The following is a 21,577-nucleotide window of genomic DNA, read 5'->3' on the forward strand; positions in this document are numbered from 1 at the left end:
TATGTCAACCGTTGAACAAACTCAACCACTGTTTAGTCACCTAATTGAACTTCGAAATCGGCTGTTAAGAGCGATTATTGCGGTGATTGTTATCTTTTTGGGGCTGGTGTGGTTTGCTAATGATATCTATGAGTTTCTTTCCGCCCCTTTAATTCAAAGGTTACCGGAAGGTGCCTCAATGATAGCCACCGATGTGGCATCTCCGTTTTTTACCCCTATTAAGCTGACATTAGTCGCTTCGGTCTTTGTGGCCGTGCCTTTCATCTTATATCAAGTGTGGGGCTTTATTGCGCCTGGTCTATATAAGCACGAAAGAAAATTGATCATGCCGCTGTTATTCTCCAGCTCATTGCTGTTTTATGCTGGTGTGTCATTTGCGTATTTTGTTGTTTTTCCTCTGGTATTCGGCTTCTTTACGGGTATTGCGCCGCAAGGGGTTGAGGTTGCTACCGATATTGCTAGCTATCTGGATTTTGTGCTGTCATTGTTTATGGCATTTGGCATTGCGTTTGAGATCCCAGTGGCGATCATTCTACTCTGTTGGACTGGAGCCACGGATGTACAGACACTGAAAACTAAGCGCCCCTATATTGTTGTTGCTGCCTTTGTCGTGGGAATGATGTTGACACCACCAGACATTATTTCGCAAACACTGTTGGCGATACCTATGTGTTTGTTATTTGAAGTCGGTCTGTTCTTTGCGCGTTTTTACGTAAGAGAATCGCCGCCGGAAAATGAAGCGGAGTAACGATAAAAAAAAGAGCTGATTCAGCTCTTTTTTTATGGTCTGCCTCGTCCTAAAACGAGATTATAACTTGAATAGTTTCTCGGCGTTTCGAGTGGTAATTGTATCGATCTCTTTGATGCTGGTACCCATTAATCCGGCAATACGTTGCGCGACTAACTGTGTGTAAGCGGGTTCATTGCGCTTTCCTCGATGAGGGACTGGGGCAAGATAGGGACAATCTGTCTCCAGCACCAGCATATCAATATCCAGATGGGGAATGACTTTATCCATGCCCGCATTTTTGAAGGTGGATACTCCGCCAATACCGAGGTGGAAACCTAAATCATTGATCGCTTTTGCCTCTTCAACACTGCCACCAAAGCAATGAAATAGCCCGGTGAGGTTACCATCTTGCTCTTGTTGCAGAATGGTCATCACCTCTTCAATGGAGTCACGAGTGTGGATCACTATCGGCAGTTTGAACTCTTTGGCCCAGTTAAGTTGAGTGATTAATGCTCTCTCTTGTTCCGCCTTAAAGGTCTTATCCCAATAGAGGTCGATACCAATCTCTCCAACCGCAATGAAGTCATGTTTCTCAAATTGGCTATGTATCACGCTCAGTACATGTTCAACATCCTCTTTGACGTAACAAGGATGTAACCCCATCATGGATCGACATACGTTCGGGTAGGCAGCTTCTGTTGCCAGCATAGGCGCGATGGAATCGAGATCGATATTAGGCAGTAGAATGCGATCAATCCCTTGTGCAAGGGCTCGGTTAATAACATCATCTCTATCTTGGTCAAATTCGGAGGTGTAAATATGGGCGTGGGTATCAATCATTATTCAATCTTATTGGCTTAGTTTACCTCGATTATAACACCACATAGTTAACACAAATTACTCATTTTTTTTCGAATCAGACATGCGGAATTATTATTGAGTGTTATGATTTGGTTCGAGAACGCATTTATCATATCAAGACAAGGAGATATCGTGTCAGTATCTATTCAAGGGGCCTTTCCAAATCGCCGTATGCGCCGTATGCGTAAACATGATTTTAGCCGTCGATTAATGGCTGAAAACAGAGTGACTGTTGACGACCTGATCTACCCTATGTTCATTCTAATGGGGAAAAACCGTAGAGAAGCGGTGGAATCTATGCCGGGTGTGGAGCGACTATCCATAGATCTGATGTTAGAAGAGGCTGAGTACCTAGCTAAATTAGGTATTCCCGCTATCGCTCTGTTTCCTGTTGTCTCCCAAGACGTAAAAAGTCTTTGTGCTGGTGAAGCGCACAATCCTGAAGGGTTAGTGCAGCGTGCAGTGCGTCTGCTTAAAGAGCATGTACCACAAATAGGTGTGATCACTGATGTGGCGTTAGATCCGTTCACGACTCATGGACAAGATGGCATCATTGATGATACGGGTTATGTCATGAATGAAGAGACCACTGAAGCGTTGATTCAGCAAGCACTCTCTCATGCAGAGGCTGGAACCGATGTAGTCGCGCCTTCTGACATGATGGATGGCCGTATTGGTCGTATTCGTGAAGCATTAGAAGAAGCGGGTTATATTCATACACAAATAATGGCATATTCGGCGAAATACGCATCAAGCTACTATGGCCCATTTAGAGATGCGGTCGGTTCAGCAGCGAACTTGAAAGGTGGTGATAAGAAAAACTACCAGATGGACCCTGCTAACAGCGACGAAGCACTGCATGAAGTGGCAATGGACATAAACGAAGGTGCTGACATGGTAATGGTTAAGCCAGGCATGCCTTACCTTGATATCGTTCGTCGTGTGAAGAGTGAGTTGAAAGTTCCGACTTTTGCTTATCAAGTCTCAGGAGAGTACGCGATGCATAAAGCGGCGATTCAAAATGGCTGGTTAAAAGAGCGTGAGACGGTATTAGAGTCATTGATCTGCTTTAAGCGAGCTGGAGCGGATGGCATTTTAACCTATTTTGCGAAAGATGTTGCTGAGTGGTTAGCTGAAGAGCAGTAATTGATTTCATGACCTAATCAAAAAAAGAGCTCATCATATTGATGGGCTCTTTTCATTTTTAATCATGTTAACTGCTTAATATTAGCGGCCAGCCGATATCGGTTTGGCGAGTCGACTCTAATTTTAATTCGGCATGAGTTAACGGGTTTTGAGTTAACCATTGTGCAGACATGTTGAGTGTTAACTGATCGTTATTCGCCACGAGAGAAACCATCGGGAGCACAGATGGGTCTCTGCGATGACATAAAATAACAGCAAGGCGCAGAATACGCAGTAAGCGTGAAGCTGAGGTTGCCGATATCGCGTGTTGCTCAGGCAGAGTCGTAATCTGCTCTCGATAACGACGCAGTAGTTCAGCAATCAGGTGCTTTTGCGCTTGAGTAAAACCAGGAAGATCTAAATTTTTAATTAGATACGCACTGTGTTGACCATCTTTTTTAAACCCAATACTCATACCAACTTCATGAAGTTCTGTCGCGGTGGTTAATAACATTTTTGCTTGTGGTTCAATTAACCACTGTTGATCACCACACTGCAATAGCAAATTAAGTGCGCACTGAGTCACTTGATGTGCATAGGTTTGATCAATTTGACAGCGCGCTTGCACACTTTTAATAGTGCGCAATCGAATGTCACTCTCTTTCATCTCCGCAATCATGCCATACACTAAACCTTCTCTTAATGCCCCACCTGCGAGAGTCATTGATTCAATGTTAAGCTGCTCGAAAATGGCGATTAAGATCGATAAACCACTTGGGAAGACTAACGCACGTTCTAGGGTTAACCCTTTAATGTCGAGTTCTTCCAAGTGACTATATTGCGTGGCTTGATGTTGCAGCCGTTTTAGTTTGGCATGAGTAATGACTTCATCCATGCCTTGTTCAACCATGATCTCTTGCAGTGCCTGTACGGTACCACTGGCACCGACACATACCTCCCACCCTAAATCTACATAGCGCTTTAGGATAGGCTTGAGTGTCTGTTTTGCACCTTCGATTGCACGGTTGAAGTTGGCTTCGGATAACTCTCGGTCTTTAAAATACTGCTCTAACCAAGTCACACACCCCATGGGTAGGCTAACAAGGGCTTCAGATTTAAAGCCTTCGCCAATGATGAGCTCAGTACTTGCCCCACCAATGTCAACGACCAAACGTTGCCCTTTGCCACCCGAAGTATGAGCGACACCTTGATAGATGGTGCACGCCTCCTCTTCGCCGGGGATGATCTCTATATCATGGCCTAAAATCTGTTTTGCTCGTTCAAGAAAAACGGAAACATTAACCGCAGAACGTAGCGCTGCAGTGCCGACAATACGGATATTCTCTGTCGGAATGTCTTGCAACCGTTCAGCAAACAGACTTAAACAATCCCACCCACGCAGCATTGCTTCTCTGCTCAGATTACCTTCATTATCTAAACCGGCCGCCAATCGCACTTTGCGTTTAATCTTAGCCATGGTCTGAACACTGCCATCGGTGTGGCGAACTATCAGCATATGGAAGCTGTTAGATCCTAAATCGATGGCGGCATACATAGGTGAGGTTGCTCTTTTCATGGTCTTGTACTTCTACTACTGTGCTGGTCTAGATTGGCGAGGGCGAGAAAACTTTCGGTTTCCTTGTCGCTGGCCTTGTCCTGTATTGCGACGATTGTTTTGTGGTCTACGCTGCAAACGAATCGGTGCTGGTAGATCTTCAAGAATCGCTGAAGCGTCATAATCAGAAACCGGGATAGAGTGTTCAATGTACTCTTCGATCGGTGGCAGATTGATGGCGTAATCTTCACAGGCAAAACTGATAGAGTTACCACTTGCGCCTGCACGACCTGTACGACCAATACGGTGAACATAATCAGCAGCTTCGTCTGGAAGATCGAAGTTAAACACATGTGTTACTTGTGGAATATGTAAACCACGCGCAGCGACATCAGTTGCAACCAAAAGATCCAATTCACCTTGAGTGAATTGCTCAAGAATGCGCACGCGTTTTTTCTGAGGGACATCACCGGTTAAGAGACCTACACGATGTTCATCAGCAGCAAGGTGACCCCATACTTGCTCACACTTATATTTGGTGTTGGCAAAAATGATGGCGCGCTCAGGCCACTCTTCTTCGATCAGTGTCTGCAGTAGACCCATTTTATCGGTATTAGAAGGGTAGAAAAGCTCCTCTTTGATGCGATGACCTGTTTTCTGTTCTGCTTCAATCACAACATGTTCAGGATTATGCATATGTTCGAATGCTAACTCTTGAACGCGGTATGAAAGGGTCGCTGAAAACAGCATATTCAAACGCTCTTGTGGTGCAGGCATACGTCGGAATATAAAACGGATATCTTTAATGAAACCAAGATCGAACATGCGATCAGCTTCATCAAGGACGACCACTTGAATCGAACGGAAATCAATCAGCTTCTGTTTGTAGAAGTCGATGATACGTCCGGTGGTCCCGATCAGAATGTCGATGCCATCTTCAAGCACTTTTTTCTGCTTGTCGTAAGCTTCGCCACCATAAGCCAAACCGGCTTTTAGTCCTGTACTGGCTAAAAGGTCTTCTGAATCGTTAAAAATCTGAATCGCGAGTTCGCGTGTTGGAGCCATAATAATGGCGCGCGGCTGATTCTGAAGACGATTCGATGGAGCCTCTGTCGTTAGAAGGTGATTAAAAGTAGCAGCAAGGAACGCTAGCGTCTTACCTGTACCCGTTTGGGCTTGGCCTGCAATGTCTTGGCCGGTGAGCAGTACCGGCAATGCTTGAGCTTGGATAGGGGTACAAAATTCGAACCCTTTTACATCTAAACCCTGTACAACCTGAGGCAGTAAACCTAGGTCGGCAAATTTTTGCTCTGTGATATGTGTTTTTGTCATTGCTATAGAATATCAGCTTATAGCTTGCAATACGAAACTGAATCAATTCAAATAGAGGGAGTTTTGCTGGTTAACTTCAAATCAGAGACGAAAAAGATAAATTCAGAAACGAAATCTACGCTGGAGTGGAAGATGAATGACAAGATTGTACAGTTAACGGACGATAGTTTTGAAAGCGATGTAATCAACGCTTCTGGTCCTGTATTGGTAGATTTTTGGGCGGAATGGTGTGGCCCTTGTAAAATGATAGCACCAATACTCTCTGAAATTTCAGAAGAGTATGAAGGGAAACTCACAGTAGGAAAGCTGAACATCGACCAAAACGCTGGCACTCCACCAAGCTTCGGTATCCGTGGTATTCCTACACTGCTTCTTTTTAAAAATGGCAGCGTGGCAGCAACCAAAGTTGGCGCACTTTCTAAAACTCAACTTAAAGAGTTTTTAGACGCGAATCTTTAAATGTAACCAAAAATAAAAAAACCGTGTACTATGTGATTTCTGCACGGTTTAATTTTWCTCTAAACTAGACTCGATAAATATTTAATGATAAATTGTCGAGCGTAAAATAACCGATTGTTCATTTCTTGGCCGCATCCAAATGGCCGCTTACTCTCAATTAACCAAAACAGACCCCTATTTTGACTAATAAACTATCCACCACAATGAATCTTACTGAATTAAAGAACAGACCTGTGTCTGAGCTTGTTGCTCTTGGTGAAAGTTTGGGTTTAGAAAACCTAGCTCGACTAAGAAAACAAGACATCATCTTTGCCACTCTTAAGCAACACGCTAAAGGTGGAGAAGACATTTTCGGTGACGGTGTTCTAGAAATTCTTCAAGATGGTTTTGGCTTCCTTCGTTCAGCAGATTGCTCCTACCTTGCTGGCCCTGATGATATCTACGTATCACCAAGCCAAATCCGTCGTTTTAACTTGCGTACCGGTGACACGATTTCCGGTAAAATCCGTCCACCTAAAGATGGTGAGCGTTATTTCGCACTGTTAAAAGTGAATGGCGTCAACTATGACAAGCCTGACAACGCACGTAATAAAATTCTGTTTGAAAACTTAACCCCTCTGCATGCAAATGACCGTTTGCGTATGGAGCGTGGTAATGGTTCAACAGAAGACATTACCGCTCGTATCCTTGATTTGGCTTCTCCGATTGGCCGTGGCCAACGTGGTTTGATTGTTGCTCCGCCAAAAGCGGGTAAAACAATGTTGCTGCAGAATATTGCACAAAGCATTGCCTACAATCACCCTGACTGTGAGTTGATGGTTCTACTTATCGATGAACGTCCGGAAGAAGTAACAGAGATGCAACGTCTGGTTAAAGGGGAAGTGATTGCTTCTACTTTTGATGAGCCAGCGTCTCGTCATGTTCAGGTTGCTGAAATGGTGATTGAGAAAGCGAAACGTCTTGTTGAGCATAAAAAAGACGTGGTTATTTTACTCGATTCTATTACTCGTTTAGCTCGTGCTTACAACACCGTCGTACCTTCATCAGGTAAAGTACTGACCGGTGGTGTCGATGCCAATGCACTTCACCGTCCGAAGCGATTTTTTGGTGCAGCTCGTAACGTTGAAGAGGGTGGCAGTTTGACCATCATCGCAACGGCACTGGTTGATACTGGCTCTAAGATGGATGAAGTTATCTACGAAGAGTTTAAAGGCACTGGTAACTTAGAACTGCATCTAAACCGTAAGATTGCTGAACGTCGAGTATTCCCAGCGATTGACTTTAATCGTTCTGGTACTCGCCGTGAAGAGTTGCTGACGAATGCAGCAGAACTTCAGAAAATGTGGATCTTACGTAAGATTGTTCATCCAATGGGTGAAATTGATGCGATGGAGTTCCTCATTGATAAACTTTCAATGACGAAAACTAACGATGAGTTCTTTGACGCAATGCGCCGTCAGTAATCGTTGGATTCATGCTTTTCAAAACGCCGCTCACATGAGCGGCGTTTTTATATCTGATAACTGTCATCGAGTCAGTAACCAGTTATAATCGAAGAATATTGAATGAGATGCTGTACCACTAATAGGTACACGAATGGACGAAGAGAGATGAAATTTAACGACTTAAGAGATTTTATTGACCATTTAGAGTCCATCGGTCAATTGAAGCGTATTACACACCCGATTGATCCGCATTATGAAATGACGGAAATTAGCGACCGCACACTTCGTGCTGCAGGCCCGGCGCTACTATTTGAAAACCCAATTGGTTACGAAATGCCAGTATTGACCAATTTGTTTGGTACTGCTGAGCGTGTGGCGATCGGTATGGGACGTAAAGAGGTGTTGGAGCTTAGAGAGGTCGGTAAGCTACTGGCCTACTTGAAAGAGCCTGAGCCACCAAAAGGCTTTAAAGATGCGATGGATAAGTTGCCTGTTTTTAAGCAAGTGTTAAATATGCCGACCAAAAAGCTTCGTAAAGCCCCATGCCAAGAGATTATCTGGCAGGGGGATGATGTCGATCTTGATAAAATTCCGGTGATGAGCTGTTGGGCTGAAGATGTGGCACCACTGCTTACTTGGGGGCTGACCGTCACCCGCGGCCCTAATAAAAATCGACAGAATCTCGGTATCTATCGTCAGCAAAAAATAAGTAAAAATAAAATTATTATGCGCTGGCTGGCACATCGAGGTGGGGCACTTGATCTGCGTGAGTGGATGGAGACCAATCCAGGTGAACCTTTCCCTGTATCAGTCGCTTTTGGTGCGGATCCCGCAACCATTTTGGGGGCCGTTACGCCGGTACCTGATACGCTCTCTGAATATGCCTTCGCGGGTCTACTCCGTGGTAGTAAAACCGAAGTGGTACAATCCATCAGTAACGATCTTGAGGTGCCTGCCAGTGCTGAAATCGTCCTAGAAGGTTATATCGACCCGCAGGAGTTTGCTGATGAAGGGCCTTATGGCGATCATACTGGCTATTACAATGAAGCTGAGAAGCATCATGTATTCACCATTACTCACATTACCATGCGTAAGGACCCGATCTACCACAGCACTTATACCGGTAGGCCACCGGATGAACCTGCAGTCTTAGGCGTAGCACTGAACGAAGTTTTTGTGCCTATATTGCAAAAGCAGTTCCCTGAAATTGTCGACTTTTATCTGCCACCTGAAGGCTGCTCTTATCGAATGGCTATTGTAACGATGAAAAAGCAGTATCCAGGGCATGCTAAACGAGTAATGATGGGGGTATGGTCTTTCCTACGTCAGTTTATGTATACTAAGTTTGTGATCGTTTGTGATGATGATGTTAACGCTCGAGATTGGAATGATGTGATTTGGGCCATAACCACTCGCATGGATCCTGCACGCGATACCGTGATGATTGAAAACACACCGATTGACTCCTTAGATTTTGCTTCTCCCGTTGTCGGTCTTGGCTCGAAAATGGGTTTAGATGCGACTAATAAATGGGAAGGGGAAACACAACGTGAATGGGGCAAGCCTATTGCCAAAGACCCTAACGTTGTGGCCAAAATTGATGAAATTTGGGATGAACTCGGGATCTTTGAATAAGTCGGGAGCCCGTTCAATGTATCAAGTACGTTTGCTGCCTGAAGATGTTGTGTTTACTGTTCCACGTGAAACGAGCATCCTTCAAGCGGCACTAGAACAGAATATTGCTTTCCCCAATCGCTGCCAAGTTGGAGCGTGTGGAATGTGTTTATGTAAAAAATTAGAAGGTGAGGTGACTTACCAACTGGAACCCATGCTCACAGAGAAAGAGCAACGAGAAGGTTGGATATTTACTTGCCAAGCATACGCAATCAGCGACATCGTCCTATTATTAGATTAGCTAACAGAAAATGTATGCAGTAACAGGGACCGTTGTACAGAGGATAACATGATAATTACAAGTAAAGTGACATCTATAGAGCCGTTAGCGAGTAATACGTTCCGCATACTGTTACACCCAGAAACCAGTGTGAATTTTTGTGCGGGTCAGTACTTAATGGTCGTGATGGGAGAAGATGATAAACGTCCATTCTCGATTGCTAGCAGCCCATGTCGTCATAATGGAGAGCTGGAGTTGCATATCGGTGCCGCCGAGCATAACCCTTATGCGCAACAAGTGGTTGATACCATGAGGTCGGCACTCACGTCAGGTGAATCGATTACCATTGATGCACCACACGGTGATGCTTGGATTCGTGAAGAGAGCAGCAATGAGTTGTTACTGATTGCCGGCGGCACTGGCTTTAGCTATGTGCGTTCTATTCTTGATCACTGTATCAGTCAAAAAGTGACTCGCCCTATTACCCTTTATTGGGGCGGTCGTGATGAGAGTCAGCTCTATGCGAAAGCTGAACTTGAGAGGATTGCAGAACAAAATGATAACGTACGTTTTGTTCCCGTGATTGAAGAGAGCAAAGCAGGCTGGACGGGTGCCATTGGTAATGTATTGCAAGCCGTTAACAGTGACTTCGACACATTAGCGAATCAAGATATCTACATAGCAGGGCGTTTTGAAATGGCGGGCGCGGCACGAGACCAGTTTATTGCTGACAAACAGGCGAAAAGAGAAAATATCTACGCAGACGCTTATGCGTTTATGTAGTATTAACTAGCCGTCAAAAAAAGAGCCGTTAAGGCTCTTTTTTATTGGCTGTAATTTATGCATTTAACACTTAATCACTGCTCACTAATGTTAATGCTTTACGTGACACGTCGGCGGCGGCTTGTTTACGGTTCTGTTTATCTAATACCTTTGCAAGGTAGGAGTAATCAGAGATATTTGGTTTGATAGCAACGGCTTGCTCGAAATGTTCTCGTGCTTCTTGCCAGTTTTTATCTCGCATATGGAGCTGAGCTAAGGCACTTTGAGCAACGGCATTACTCTCATCGCGCTTTAACTGCTCTTTGAGCAGGAGTATCGCAGGGTAATAATCGGGCAGGTTTAAGCTTGGCAACAGTTCAATTAGGCGATTATCAGGCTGATTTTTAATTGCTTCCCGTAACACAATGTACGCTTCTGAGTCGGCTTTTCGCCCAACCAGTTCGGTGATTAGACAATGAATTAGCTCAATTTGTTTGCGACTCTTACGAGGTAAAGTATTCCAGTACTCAAGCAGTCCTGTACTTCCTTTGCTCGCGGCGATCTCAGCCATCAGTCCGCACTCACACTGTTCTTGCAGTGAGTTGGCTTCACTCTCATCAATCAAGCCAGCCTTTGTTAGGCGATGAATAATATTTTTGAGTGACAACCAATCCCCGAGAGCCAAATAGGTGGTTTTAAGCAGGCCCATTAAGACTGGGTTTCTTGGGTGTTCCTGTTTGATCGTTGTTAAGCTCTCAAGTGCTTGTTTGAAGTCTCCTTGATTGATCTGCAATTTAGCCTTGGTCAGTGTTACAGCAAGCTCACTGTGCTCTTGCTCTGAAGCTAATTGTAGGTAGGTATCACGCTTATTAATGTCTTTACGGCCTTGGGCTGCTTCTGCAGCCGCTAAGTAGTTCAACAGAGGGAAGTCATTAAATTTGGCACCTTTGAGAACCAGTTTCTCAGATTTCTTCCAATCGCCTTCAAGTAGAGTGACCAAACCTTGAAAGGTATTAAAGCGTGCTTTGCGTAAGTTTCGACCTACAAACCAGCCCCGAGTATAACGGCTTACCGAGAGTATGCGTTTGAGTAGGTATTCCAATAAGAAAAAAATCGCAATAATAGCGACCACACAGAGAACCAAAGTGGTTAAGCTCATTTCAACGGTTTTGTTGGCCACAGAGATCAGCACATAACCCTGCTGATCGGCGAACTGAGTACCAAAAATTAGCCCTGCAATCAGTACTGACACTAAGAGAAGAAGTCGAATCATTGTGAGGCTCCTTCTTGGATTGATTCCGTTCCTAACGTGGCGATATTTCGGCGAAGACGTTCAGAGATGTAATCAGACAGTAAGGATTGGGTCGTCAAACTGACGGGGTAGTTAATTTGGATATTCTGAGTGGAGAGTTTATCCAACGTGGCAATAAAGGATTTTACTTTGTCGTCATCTTGTTTATAGAACTGGTTAGCCCATTGTTTCGCCGACAACAGAGACGTTTTGTAAACATCACCTTGCTCTCGATATACCGAGCGAATCGCCGACTCTAATTTGCCTCTAATGTTCTCTTCCAGATAGAAGTGTTGTTGAGGGCTTAATAGTGGGATCACATTACCATCACGCACTCGGTAAGTAATAAAGTGGCCCGCAAAATCTTGCAGCGATGTTTTTAGGTTATCTTGCCATTGATTGATGTCTTCAGACACGACTGCTTTTGTCTCTTGAGTCGCTTCCGGCAAGATAGCATTAGCCAAAGGAAGCTCATCCACCATCCGTTGTAAGCTGGTTAGCTGTAAGACTAAGCCGTCACGATCAATTAAAGGCAGGGTTTTCAGTGCGGTGATGTCATTGGTCATGGCCTGACGAAGTGGTACTAAGCTGGCGTCATTCAGCGCGGCAATGCGTTGATCGGCAGACTCCATTAAGAGGGTCGCACTGACCACATCATGCTCTAACCACAATTTTCTACCGGCAAGTTTAACTAAGTAATCTGCTTCCGCAAGCAACCAATCGTTAGGGCGTCTGCCTTTTATGTCTGACAGCGCGAGTTGTAAACTGGCGATACTCTTGTCTTGTTGTTCAAGCAGTACCAGCGCTTTTTGATTGATGGTATTGGTTTGCGCTAAAGTTTGCTGTTGAGCACTGTCAATTTGAGACTGAACATCACTTTTATATGCAGTGAGTTGTTGCTTGAGATCGTTCAATTCGCTCTGTTGTTGTTCAGATTTTTGCTGGCCAGTATAAAATAGCCCTCCACTGAATAACACAGCAATGATTATCGCCACAGTTGATAGCTTTCTACTGCGTTTATCAATGGACTCAACACGCTTTGTTGCTTTTGGATCTGTTTCTGGCTCTGAAGGCGTATCCGTTACAGGCGCTGCTGCTACTTCTTGATCTTCTTCAGTCTGGTTAGTCTTTTTTTCGTCTGTCATAAGAGAGCCCCGTCATTACTGTATCTGTTGTTGGTTGCTCAATAGAGTGAGCATTGCACTGTTGGTAGCGCTTCCGACATTAATTATGTTGTTATAACCCAGTTGTTGAGCATGTAGAACAATACGATGACTGGGTACCAATAACTTGCAGCGAAGTAACCACTGCTGCTGGTGTTGAGAAAATAGATTCGTCATAAAGCTTAACTGTTCAGCACTGGTTACTACAATGCAATTTACTTGCTGATTAGTCCAGTGTTGATGTAACTCTTTAGCATTAAGTTTCAACCACTTTCGGCGATAGACTTCGGCATATCTTACTTGAGCCTGTCTCTCACTCAGAGTGTGGTAAATGAGCTCTCGTCCGCCATTTCCACGAAGGATAAGCACGCGCTTACCTGATACGTGAGGCTGTTGGAGATTCGGTAGTGCCAAAAGGTGCTCGCTATCAGAAGTCTTTGGGTAGTGTACCGATTGCTGGGTAACTTGTTCGAGATGTTGAGCACTTTTTTGACCGACGGCGAAGTAGTTAATCGTCGTTGGCCAAGTAAGATTCTGGCTCTTGAGTTGCTGATCGGTATAACTGACAGCATGCTGACTGACAGCAAGCACGATGTCATTGTCGGTCAGAGTAAGCAGTTGCTTGACGCTTTGCTTGAGGTCTTCACCGGCCTCTCTGGTTAGCAGAGGCTGGTGAATTGCTGAAATGCCTTGATAAGTCAGAGCACGACACAGCTCACTGCCTTCTGGGTCTGGGCGAGTGATTAATACGGTCATTGATTATTGGCTATTATAAAGAGTATCTAGAATCTCTTTAGCGCCATCAGCAAGCAGTTGATCGGCGAGTGCGGTACCTAATGTTTCTGCATCGCTGACTGCACCTTTGATTTCGCCACGAATGATTTTGCTGCCGTCAGGTTCGCCAACCAATGCTCTGAGCCAAATTTGATCGCCATCGATGAGTGAGTAGCTCCCGATAGGAACTTGGCAGCCACCTTCTAAACGGTTGTTCATGGCGCGCTCACACAAGACTCGCTGTGCAGTTTCAGGATGATTAAGGGTATCAAGTAGAGCGCGTGTTTTTTCGTCATCAAGTCGACACTCAATACCCACAGCGCCTTGTCCAACGGCAGGCAGCGAGATTTCAGGTTCAATCGAACTGCGTATACGATCTTGTAAACCGAGGCGAATTAAACCGGCACAGGCAAGAATAATCGCATCATAATCACCGTTGTCCAGCTTACCCAATCGAGTGCCCACATTGCCACGTAACTCTTTAATGATCAGATCAGGGCGGCGCTCTTTGATTTGGCACTGGCGACGTAGGCTACAGGTACCGACGGTGGCACCTTGAGGCAGTTCATCAATGTGGTTGTAGTGGTTTGATACAAAAGCATCACGAGGATCTTCACGCTCACAAATCGTAACTAGACCTAACCCTTCTGGAAACTCAACCGGTACATCTTTCATAGAGTGCACCGCTAAATCTGCTCTTCCTTCAAGCATTGCCACTTCAAGCTCTTTAACGAAAAGGCCTTTACCGCCTACTTTAGCTAATGGTGTATCAAGAATGATGTCGCCTTTGGTAACCATAGTGACTAACTCAACATGCAAACCTGGGTTTGCAGCGATAAGTGCATCTTTAACAAAGTGTGCTTGCCAAAGCGCAAGAGGGCTTTTACGAGTCGCAATTCTGAGTGGTTGCTGCTGCATCTGTGGTTCGTTCCATAGGCAATGATTATTAAAAATATTCTACCATCTGTTATCGCTGACACGGAATAGTTCATTTCTGTTTACAGCGGCAATCACTGTTTATTATGTTGATATGTTGAATTATCAATGAAAATTAGTAACTATCACTGTGAAATAGCTGGGACAGGCTATAATTGAGTAGATTGTCTATTTTATACAATCTATTCTGGTTATATCTTATTTGAATTTGTTATATTGGTGCTTGGCATATAAGCTGAATCTAATCGTGCTCTTTACGACACCCTGTTAAAGTGATACATTGATCACGTTTTATCGTGTTATTGGATGATTTTCATTCAGTGGATTCATTAACTGCCTTGTGCCTGGGCTGTATTCTTGGATAAGCAATTTGCAAAACTATATCAAGAAGCTAATTACTCGACTTGACCTTCTGAACCAACAGCGTATTGAACGTTCGTTGGCAGTGATGGACAGTCAAGCTCAGCACATATTTTCAGTGTTACCACTGCTGTTACACTACAATCATTCATCACTTCCTGGTTATCTAGACGAACAGACACCATACGGCGTTTTTGATTTCTCTCCCTCGACTACCCAACATCATGCTCTACACTCTTTCTCTCAACATACGTTTAGCGAACCATCTGAGCCGGCTATCCTCGGCCTCTATTCGATGGGTAGCACTTCATCTATTGGCCAGACTGCCAACAGCGATGTTGATATTTGGGTATGTGTTCCTGCAAAAATGGAAAAAGAGTCACGTGAACAGTTAGAGAAAAAATGTGCTCAAGTCACCGAGTGGGCAATGCAACACGGCGTCGAAGCCAATTTCTTTTTGATTGATGAAAACCGTTTCCGCAATAATCACTCTGAAGAGATGACAGGGGACAACTGCGGTTCTACACAGCATCTGTTGTTGTTGGATGAGTTTTACCGTTCAGCGGTGCGTTTGGCGGGTCGTCGTCTGTTGTGGTCTATCGTCCCACCAGAGATGGAAGAGTGTTACGACAAATATGTACATCAACTCTGCCAAGATGGTCAAATTTGCTGCACGCACTGGATTGATTTTGGTAAGTTAAACAGCATTCCAGCCGAAGAGTACTTTGGCTCAAGTTTATGGCAACTCTATAAAAGTATCGACTCCCCGTATAAATCGGTTCTGAAAGCGATCCTTCTGGAAGCGTACTCATGGGAGTATCCGAATACTCAGCTATTAAGTCTTGATAGTAAGCGTCGGTTCTTTGCTGAAGAGCCGAATCTTTATAGCATGGATTCCTACTATCTAATGCTGGAAAAAGTGACCCGTTATTTGGAACGCATTAATGATTACCCTCGTTTAGAGTTGGTGCGTAAGAGTTTTTATTTAAAGACTCATGAGAAGCTTTCTTGTGATGAACCAAGTGCGGGCTCGGTTGAGTGGCGCAGAGTGGCACTTACTGAGTTGACTGAACAGTGGGGATGGTCAGCGGAGACGATTGAAGAGTTAGATAATCGCCGTAATTGGAAAGTTGAGCAGGTTAAACGTGCGCATAATGAACTGTTAAGTGCTTTGATGCAGAGTTACCGTAATCTCATCGGCTTTGCTCGTAAAAATAACATCACGTCTGCCATTAGCCCCGAAGATATCAGCATATTAGCAAGAAAGTTATACGCTTCATTTGAAGAGCTACCTGGTAAGGTAACCCTGCTGAATCCGCAAATTTCTCCTGATTTGCATGAGCCTGATCTGTCGTTTATCGAAGTGCCCGAGAATAGAACCAATGCAGCAGGTTGGTACCTATATAATACCTCTCTGGAAGCAAAACAGATCATTGGTCAGCCAGTGCTTGAACATAATAAATATTTAAGTAAGTTAGTGGCTTGGGCATTTTTTAATGGCTTACTGACTGAATCGACTCGTTTAAATGCAGTGGTAAAAACCGCCGATTTGAACCTTGATAAGTTTTATCAGATGGTGAGTGATCTGCGTAACACCTTTTCACTGCGAAAACCTCACCCTACACTGAAAGAGCTCTCAAACCCTTGTGAAATCAGACAGTTGTCGATGTTTATTAATGTTGAGAGCGATCCAACCACTGAACTTAATGAGAAACGAGCGAAAGCTGGAAAATCAAACTTCACCGATACTGATGCTTTGAGCTTTGGGCGTGATAATAAGTGTCTGGTCGGTAGTGTTGATCTGGTTTACAAGAATTCATGGCACGAAGTCAGAACCATGCATTTTAGTGGTGAAAATGCCACGCTTGAAGCATTAAAAGCGGTATTAGGAAAGATGCATCAAGATGCACTTGCTCCTGAGTCGGTGGATGTCTTTTGTTACAGCGAGAACAAACGTGGCTTGATCCGTAACTCTATTTATCAGCTGCTTGCCGAGTGTATTGAGTATCGATTAAAACCGGTTGATGAAGAGACCCAACGTCGATTTAAGACCATTAAAATTGGCAATCAGATGTTTGGATTGTTTTTTGAACGACGTGGTGTGTCAGTGCAGAAGTTGGAAGACTCCGTCGATTTTTATCGCTCAATTTCAGCGCATAAACGTAATGGTTCACCTGTATTGATGCTAGATCAAGATCCTGATGTGCACCCACCTCAAATTGTGGATGCTAATGCCAGTGAAGGCATTATCCAGTTCTTCTTCGAAGAGTGTGGTAATGGGGTTAATATTTACGTATTGGATGAACATAACGAAGTTGAAGTATACCGCCAATTTAATGGTGATAAAGATGAGATGGTTAATGGTGTTAACCGTTACTACACCTCAACACAAGATGAGATAAATTGTGGGGACATGGTTAATTTTAACCTCCCTCAATTTTATGACATCGTTACCCCTGCATCCGGTGAAAGTTATGTGGTTTCCTATCGAAGTGGCCAGCAGGTCAATCGAGTCACGGAAACGCCCGCCGAGAATTTAGCGAGCTAAAACGTTAATCACTCAGCCCAAGTGATCGTTTCATCGTCATGCTTTTCGCACTCGCCTTTGAGCAACGCAATAAACTCTACACCTGTTTTTGAGCATACCCACTGGTTATCATTGTACTTGAAGTGGTACCCACCTGATTTTGAGGCTAACCATATCTCATGCATCGGTTCTTGACGGTTTATGATGATCTGACTGCGGTTCTCAAATTCCAAGGTCATGACGTTACCACTGGTCTCGTAGTCAATATCGGCACCAGAATCATCAATCAACGCTTCAATTTTCGATAGCTCTATTTCGACCAGTTGATGGAATTCAGTATCATTCATCCTTTTATCCTATTGCTTTTCCTGAGTGTGGTGCGATTATAGAGGGTATTAAGCAGATAATCACGAGTAGTTGAATCATGCCAAACAAATTAATTGCCATTTTTGTCCTTGCATCCGCCTTAGTGGGTTGTGGTCAAAAAGGGCCACTTTTCATGCCGGAAGAGACAGTACAGAACGAACCTGCCGCTCAAGCAGATCAACAACCTGTCGCGACAACAGAACAGAATCAATAAGTTTATAACAAGGAAGCGTTAACATTGGATTATTTTAATTATCAGGCTGATGGTCAGCTGTGGGCGGAAGAGCTGCCTTTATCGGATTTGGCACAGCAATATGGTACGCCTTTATTTGTCTATTCAAGGGCGACGTTAGAGCGTCATTGGAGTGCATTTGATGACGCAGTGAGTGAACACCCTCATTTAGTCTGTTATGCCGTGAAAGCGAACTCTAACTTAGGCGTACTTAATGTCTTAGCGAGATTAGGTTCTGGTTTTGATATCGTTTCGGTGGGTGAGCTTGAACGTGTTATTACCGCTGGTGGTGATGCGAAAAAAATCGTCTTTTCTGGTGTTGGAAAAACGGCGTCAGAAATGCGCCGTGCCCTAGAGTTAGGCATTAAATGTTTTAACGTAGAGTCTGAACCAGAGTTGATGTTGCTGAATGACGTTGCTGGTGAGATGAAAGTACGCGCACCGATTTCCCTGCGAATTAATCCTGATGTTGATGCAAAAACACACCCATATATCTCCACAGGGTTACTTGATAATAAGTTTGGCATCGCTTTTGATCGTGCTCCAGAGGTGTATCGATTGGCTAAGAAGCTACCGAACTTAGACGTTCAAGGGATTGATTGCCATATCGGTTCTCAACTGACTGAGATTGAGCCTTTCCTGGATGCGATAGACCGCTTGTTGGCACTGATTGATCAGCTAAAAGCGGATGGTGTGGATATTCGCCACCTCGATGTAGGTGGTGGTCTTGGGGTGGTTTATCGTGATGAGTTACCCCCTCAACCTTCTGAGTATGCAAAAGCACTGCTGTCACGCTTGGATGATCGTATTGACCTCGAGCTGATTTTTGAGCCGGGTCGCGCTATTGCTGCTAATGCCGGTATTTTGCTGACCAAAGTCGAATTTTTAAAACATACGGATCATAAAAACTTCGCGATTATCGATGCGGCGATGAATGATTTGATTCGCCCTGTACTGTATCAAGCTTGGCAAGATATTGTGCCGGTCAAACCACGTACTGGTGACGCACTATGCTATGACTTGGTTGGACCAATTTGTGAGACGGGTGACTTTTTAGGCAAAGATCGCTCGTTAGTGTTAGAGCAAAATGATCTGCTGGCGGTGCGTTCATCTGGAGCGTACGGGTTTGTGATGTCTTCCAACTATAATACTCGCTGCCGAGCTGCAGAGGTGATGGTTGATGGAGAATCGTCTCACCTAGTCAGAGAGCGTGAAATATTACAAGATCTTTGGAAACATGAACATATATTGCCAGAATAAGGTAAAATTTGGCCGCACTTTGCGGCCAACAATGAGGAATTATGCACTTTCACTTTTCTAAAATGCACGGGTTAGGCAATGACTTTATGGTCGTTGATTGTATTACTCAGCATATTTTCTTTTCACCAGAGTTGATTCGTCGTTTGGCGGATCGCCATACTGGTATTGGTTTTGATCAGCTATTGGTGGTTGAAGCCCCCTATGATCCTGAAACTGACTTTCATTACCGCATTTTTAATTCAGATGGCAGTGAAGTTGAGCAGTGTGGTAATGGTGCTCGTTGTTTCGCCCGCTTTGTACGAGCAAAAGGGTTGACCAATAAGTATCAGGTCTCCGTGAGTACTAAAAAAGGAAAAATGATCCTCGATATTGAGGAAGATGGCCAAATTAAAGCCAATATGGGAGAGCCCATCTTTGAACCTAATAAAATTCCTTTCAAAGCCAAGCAGAGTGAAAAGACCTACATATTAAGAGTGAATGAGCAGACTCTATTTTGTGGTGCGGTGAGCATGGGTAATCCTCATGTGGTTACCATTGTAGATGACATTGATAAAACTGATGTGGAAACGCTTGGGCCTCTGTTGGAGTCCCATGAGCGTTTCCCTGAGAAGGTGAATGCAGGTTTCATGCAGATTATCTCGCGTAATGAAGTCAAACTTCGTGTGTTTGAACGTGGTGTCGGTGAGACGCAAGCTTGTGGCAGCGGTGCCTGTGCAGCCGTTGCTGTCGGGATTACACAAGGCGTGTTAGACAGCGATGTTACGGTTCACCTGCAAAGAGGTGACCTTTTTATTCGTTGGCAAGGAGAAGGGAAACCACTCTATATGACTGGCCCAGCATCGCATGTATTTGATGGACAGATGACCCTATGAGCAGTGTAACAACCATTAATGATTTCAGAGACGCTGAGCCAACTGAATTGACCGATGCGGTCGTGGCGGACTATTTAGCTCAACACCCGGATTTTTTTAAAAAGCATCCAGAGCTTCTTTCGGGATTGAAAGTGGATCACCAAGAGAAAGGGACGGTCTCTTTGGTTGAAATTCAAGTTGAACGTTTACGACATCGTATTGTAGAACTTGAGGAAGAGATCACCGCTTTGATGTCTCTTGCTGCGAGAAACGATCAAATCTTCCACGCCTTCTCTGACATTCAAAACCAACTGCTACGCAGTGAGAATTTTGAAGATGTCTGCTTAGTTATGGAAAGAAAAGCCAAAGATCTCAACTTAATCGCGTCTATTCGTTTGATTGACCATCCAGCCTTACATCGTAGTGTCAGTGCGATGAGTTATCAGCGCTTTGCCAAAAGTCACTTAAATGGAAAAGACGTCTATTTAGGCCGTTTACGCCAAGTTGAACGTGAAGGGTTATTTGGTGAAGTGAATAATGAAGCCCTCTCTCCAGAACTTGGTTCCTACGCGATTCTTCCTTTAGGGAAAAACAGTACGATTGGTTTTATCTCATTCGCCAGTCGTGATGGTGGACACTTTCAGCCTAACATGGACACACTCTTTCTTAAGCAGTTAGTGAGTGTGCTAAATCATCTGCTTAACAGTTGGAAGCAGAGTGAACAACCAAGTTATGTCGATGAGCTTACAACAGTCTAGTCTCAATCCCGCCTTAGAGCAGTTCTACGAGTTTCTGCGCAGTGAGCGAGGCCTAAGTGCCACGACTGAACAGAACTATCGTCATCAACTGTCTATTATCGCAGAGCAGCTCCTTGAACTTGGCTTAACGGAGTGGCAACACGTTGATGGCGGCTGGGTTCGTCAAATTGCCAGTCGAGGGATGCGAGAGGGTTTAAAAGCCAGCAGCATCTCAACGCGCCTCTCATCCTTACGCAGCTTCTTTGACTTTATGGTCCTTAGAGGGGCGTTAAGTGCTAATCCAGCCAAAGGTATTTCAGCCCCAAAAAGAGCGCGTCCGCTACCCAAAAACATTGATGTAGACGAAGTGGCTCAGCTGCTTGAGGTTGTTGATGATAACCCACTCTCCATTCGGGACCGCGCCATGATGGAGCTGATGTATGGTGCCGGACTTCGTTTAGCTGAACTGGTGTCTATTGATATAAAAGACCTTGATTTGTCTCGCGGGGAAGTGCGAGTGATCGGCAAGGGGAACAAAGAGCGCAAAGCCCCGATTTCAGGATTAGCAAAAACCTGGATAGAGCACTGGCTTGCAGTGCGTGATCAGTTAATTAAACAGCCGGAGTCTGCGTTGTTCCTATCCAATTTAGGTCGTAGAATATCGCATCGAAATGTACAAAAAAGAATGAAAGAGTGGGGCATTAAACAAGGTATCGCGAGTCATGTCAGCCCACATAAATTGCGCCACTCCTTTGCCACTCATATACTAGAGTCGAGTGGCAATTTACGAGCGGTACAAGAGCTCCTGGGGCATGAGAATATCTCTACCACCCAAATTTATACCCATCTGGATTTTCAACATTTAGCTCAAGCTTATGATCAAGCACATCCTAAAGCCAAGCGGAAAAAGGAGTAAC

At 44.4% G+C, this 21,577-nt stretch carries 20 protein-coding genes and 1 pseudogene; 13 read left to right on the forward strand and 8 right to left on the reverse strand.

The window, feature by feature from the left end; genetic code table 11:
- Window position 1 precedes the first annotated feature (1 nt).
- Entirely contained in the window at window positions 2-748 is a 747-nt protein-coding gene (gene tatC, locus L4C32_RS08855) for a twin-arginine translocase subunit TatC (RefSeq protein WP_428196509.1), read from the forward strand.
- Between the two features lie 60 nt (window positions 749-808).
- On the opposite strand, the gene L4C32_RS08860 is transcribed toward tatC, so the two are convergent.
- Window positions 809-1,570: a TatD family hydrolase gene (locus L4C32_RS08860; RefSeq protein WP_428196510.1), complete on the reverse strand. Its 762-nt coding sequence runs from the start codon at window positions 1,568-1,570 to the stop codon at window positions 809-811.
- Window positions 1,571-1,723: 153 nt separating this feature from the next.
- Here L4C32_RS08860 and hemB point away from each other — a divergent pair, with 153 nt between their 5' ends.
- Window positions 1,724-2,737, forward strand: coding sequence for a porphobilinogen synthase (hemB, locus tag L4C32_RS08865; RefSeq protein ID WP_428196511.1), 1,014 nt, complete (start codon window positions 1,724-1,726; stop codon window positions 2,735-2,737).
- Between the two features lie 67 nt (window positions 2,738-2,804).
- Here the strand turns inward: hemB and gppA are convergent, their stop codons facing one another.
- Window positions 2,805-4,292, reverse strand: coding sequence for a guanosine-5'-triphosphate,3'-diphosphate diphosphatase (gppA, locus tag L4C32_RS08870; protein WP_428196512.1), 1,488 nt, complete (start codon window positions 4,290-4,292; stop codon window positions 2,805-2,807).
- 15 nt (window positions 4,293-4,307) lie between these two features.
- Window positions 4,308-5,603 carry an ATP-dependent RNA helicase RhlB gene (gene rhlB, locus L4C32_RS08875; protein ID WP_428196513.1) on the reverse strand — a complete coding sequence of 432 codons (1,296 nt, stop codon included), beginning with the start codon at window positions 5,601-5,603 and terminating at the stop codon, window positions 4,308-4,310.
- 132 nt (window positions 5,604-5,735) lie between these two features.
- Here rhlB and trxA point away from each other — a divergent pair, with 132 nt between their 5' ends.
- From trxA to fre, 5 genes and pseudogenes are all read left to right on the forward strand, one after another.
- Window positions 5,736-6,062 carry a thioredoxin TrxA gene (gene trxA / locus L4C32_RS08880; protein ID WP_428196514.1) on the forward strand — a complete coding sequence of 109 codons (327 nt, stop codon included), beginning with the start codon at window positions 5,736-5,738 and terminating at the stop codon, window positions 6,060-6,062.
- 203 nt (window positions 6,063-6,265) lie between these two features.
- Window positions 6,266-7,525 carry a transcription termination factor Rho gene (gene rho, locus L4C32_RS08885; protein ID WP_428196541.1) on the forward strand — a complete coding sequence of 420 codons (1,260 nt, stop codon included), beginning with the start codon at window positions 6,266-6,268 and terminating at the stop codon, window positions 7,523-7,525.
- Between the two features lie 147 nt (window positions 7,526-7,672).
- A pseudogene (gene ubiD, locus L4C32_RS08890) lies at window positions 7,673-9,133 on the forward strand (4-hydroxy-3-polyprenylbenzoate decarboxylase); the annotation flags it as partial.
- 25 nt (window positions 9,134-9,158) lie between these two features.
- Window positions 9,159-9,422: a 2Fe-2S iron-sulfur cluster-binding protein gene (locus L4C32_RS08895; protein ID WP_428196515.1), complete on the forward strand. Its 264-nt coding sequence runs from the start codon at window positions 9,159-9,161 to the stop codon at window positions 9,420-9,422.
- A 48-nt stretch (window positions 9,423-9,470) separates the two neighbouring features.
- A complete protein-coding gene (fre, locus tag L4C32_RS08900; protein WP_428196516.1) occupies window positions 9,471-10,184 on the forward strand; it encodes an NAD(P)H-flavin reductase in 714 nt (237 codons plus the stop codon).
- 70 nt (window positions 10,185-10,254) lie between these two features.
- On the opposite strand, the gene L4C32_RS08905 is transcribed toward fre, so the two are convergent.
- The 4 genes from L4C32_RS08905 to hemC are packed head-to-tail and all read right to left on the reverse strand — an operon-like array spanning window position 10,255 to window position 14,309.
- Window positions 10,255-11,436, reverse strand: a complete 1,182-nt coding sequence (locus tag L4C32_RS08905) for a heme biosynthesis HemY N-terminal domain-containing protein (RefSeq protein ID WP_428196517.1) — start codon at window positions 11,434-11,436, stop codon at window positions 10,255-10,257.
- Window positions 11,433-12,599, reverse strand: coding sequence for a uroporphyrinogen-III C-methyltransferase (locus tag L4C32_RS08910; protein WP_428196518.1), 1,167 nt, complete (start codon window positions 12,597-12,599; stop codon window positions 11,433-11,435). Before L4C32_RS08910 ends, L4C32_RS08905 begins: the two co-directional genes overlap by 4 nt.
- A 15-nt stretch (window positions 12,600-12,614) precedes the next feature.
- Window positions 12,615-13,373 (reverse strand): uroporphyrinogen-III synthase, encoded by a 759-nt coding sequence (locus L4C32_RS08915; protein ID WP_428196519.1) that lies wholly within the window; start codon window positions 13,371-13,373, stop codon window positions 12,615-12,617.
- Window positions 13,374-13,376: 3 nt separating this feature from the next.
- Window positions 13,377-14,309, reverse strand: coding sequence for a hydroxymethylbilane synthase (hemC, locus tag L4C32_RS08920; RefSeq protein ID WP_428196520.1), 933 nt, complete (start codon window positions 14,307-14,309; stop codon window positions 13,377-13,379).
- A gap of 388 nt (window positions 14,310-14,697) precedes the next feature.
- Between hemC and L4C32_RS08925 the strand changes: the two genes are divergently transcribed.
- Window positions 14,698-17,235, forward strand: a complete 2,538-nt coding sequence (locus L4C32_RS08925; RefSeq protein WP_428196521.1) for a class I adenylate cyclase — start codon at window positions 14,698-14,700, stop codon at window positions 17,233-17,235.
- An 8-nt stretch (window positions 17,236-17,243) separates the two neighbouring features.
- Here L4C32_RS08925 and cyaY read toward each other — a convergent pair whose 3' ends face one another.
- Window positions 17,244-17,561, reverse strand: coding sequence for an iron donor protein CyaY (cyaY, locus tag L4C32_RS08930; protein ID WP_428196522.1), 318 nt, complete (start codon window positions 17,559-17,561; stop codon window positions 17,244-17,246).
- Window positions 17,562-17,638: 77 nt separating this feature from the next.
- Between cyaY and lptM the strand changes: the two genes are divergently transcribed.
- From lptM to xerC, 5 genes are read left to right on the forward strand one after another with little or no spacing between them, the layout of a single operon-like run.
- Window positions 17,639-17,794, forward strand: coding sequence for an LPS translocon maturation chaperone LptM (lptM, locus tag L4C32_RS08935; protein WP_428196523.1), 156 nt, complete (start codon window positions 17,639-17,641; stop codon window positions 17,792-17,794).
- 24 nt (window positions 17,795-17,818) lie between these two features.
- Window positions 17,819-19,072: a diaminopimelate decarboxylase gene (lysA, locus tag L4C32_RS08940; RefSeq protein WP_428196524.1), complete on the forward strand. Its 1,254-nt coding sequence runs from the start codon at window positions 17,819-17,821 to the stop codon at window positions 19,070-19,072.
- A gap of 41 nt (window positions 19,073-19,113) precedes the next feature.
- Window positions 19,114-19,944 carry a diaminopimelate epimerase gene (dapF, locus tag L4C32_RS08945; protein WP_428196525.1) on the forward strand — a complete coding sequence of 277 codons (831 nt, stop codon included), beginning with the start codon at window positions 19,114-19,116 and terminating at the stop codon, window positions 19,942-19,944.
- Window positions 19,941-20,681 carry a DUF484 family protein gene (locus L4C32_RS08950; RefSeq protein ID WP_428196526.1) on the forward strand — a complete coding sequence of 247 codons (741 nt, stop codon included), beginning with the start codon at window positions 19,941-19,943 and terminating at the stop codon, window positions 20,679-20,681. Before dapF ends, L4C32_RS08950 begins: the two co-directional genes overlap by 4 nt.
- Window positions 20,662-21,576 carry a tyrosine recombinase XerC gene (gene xerC, locus L4C32_RS08955; protein WP_428196542.1) on the forward strand — a complete coding sequence of 305 codons (915 nt, stop codon included), beginning with the start codon at window positions 20,662-20,664 and terminating at the stop codon, window positions 21,574-21,576. The genes L4C32_RS08950 and xerC overlap by 20 nt, the downstream gene beginning before the upstream one ends.
- Window position 21,577: the final 1 nt, after the last annotated feature.

The organism is Aliivibrio kagoshimensis, assembly GCF_050337105.1.
Taxonomy (GTDB): domain Bacteria; phylum Pseudomonadota; class Gammaproteobacteria; order Enterobacterales; family Vibrionaceae; genus Aliivibrio_A; species Aliivibrio_A kagoshimensis.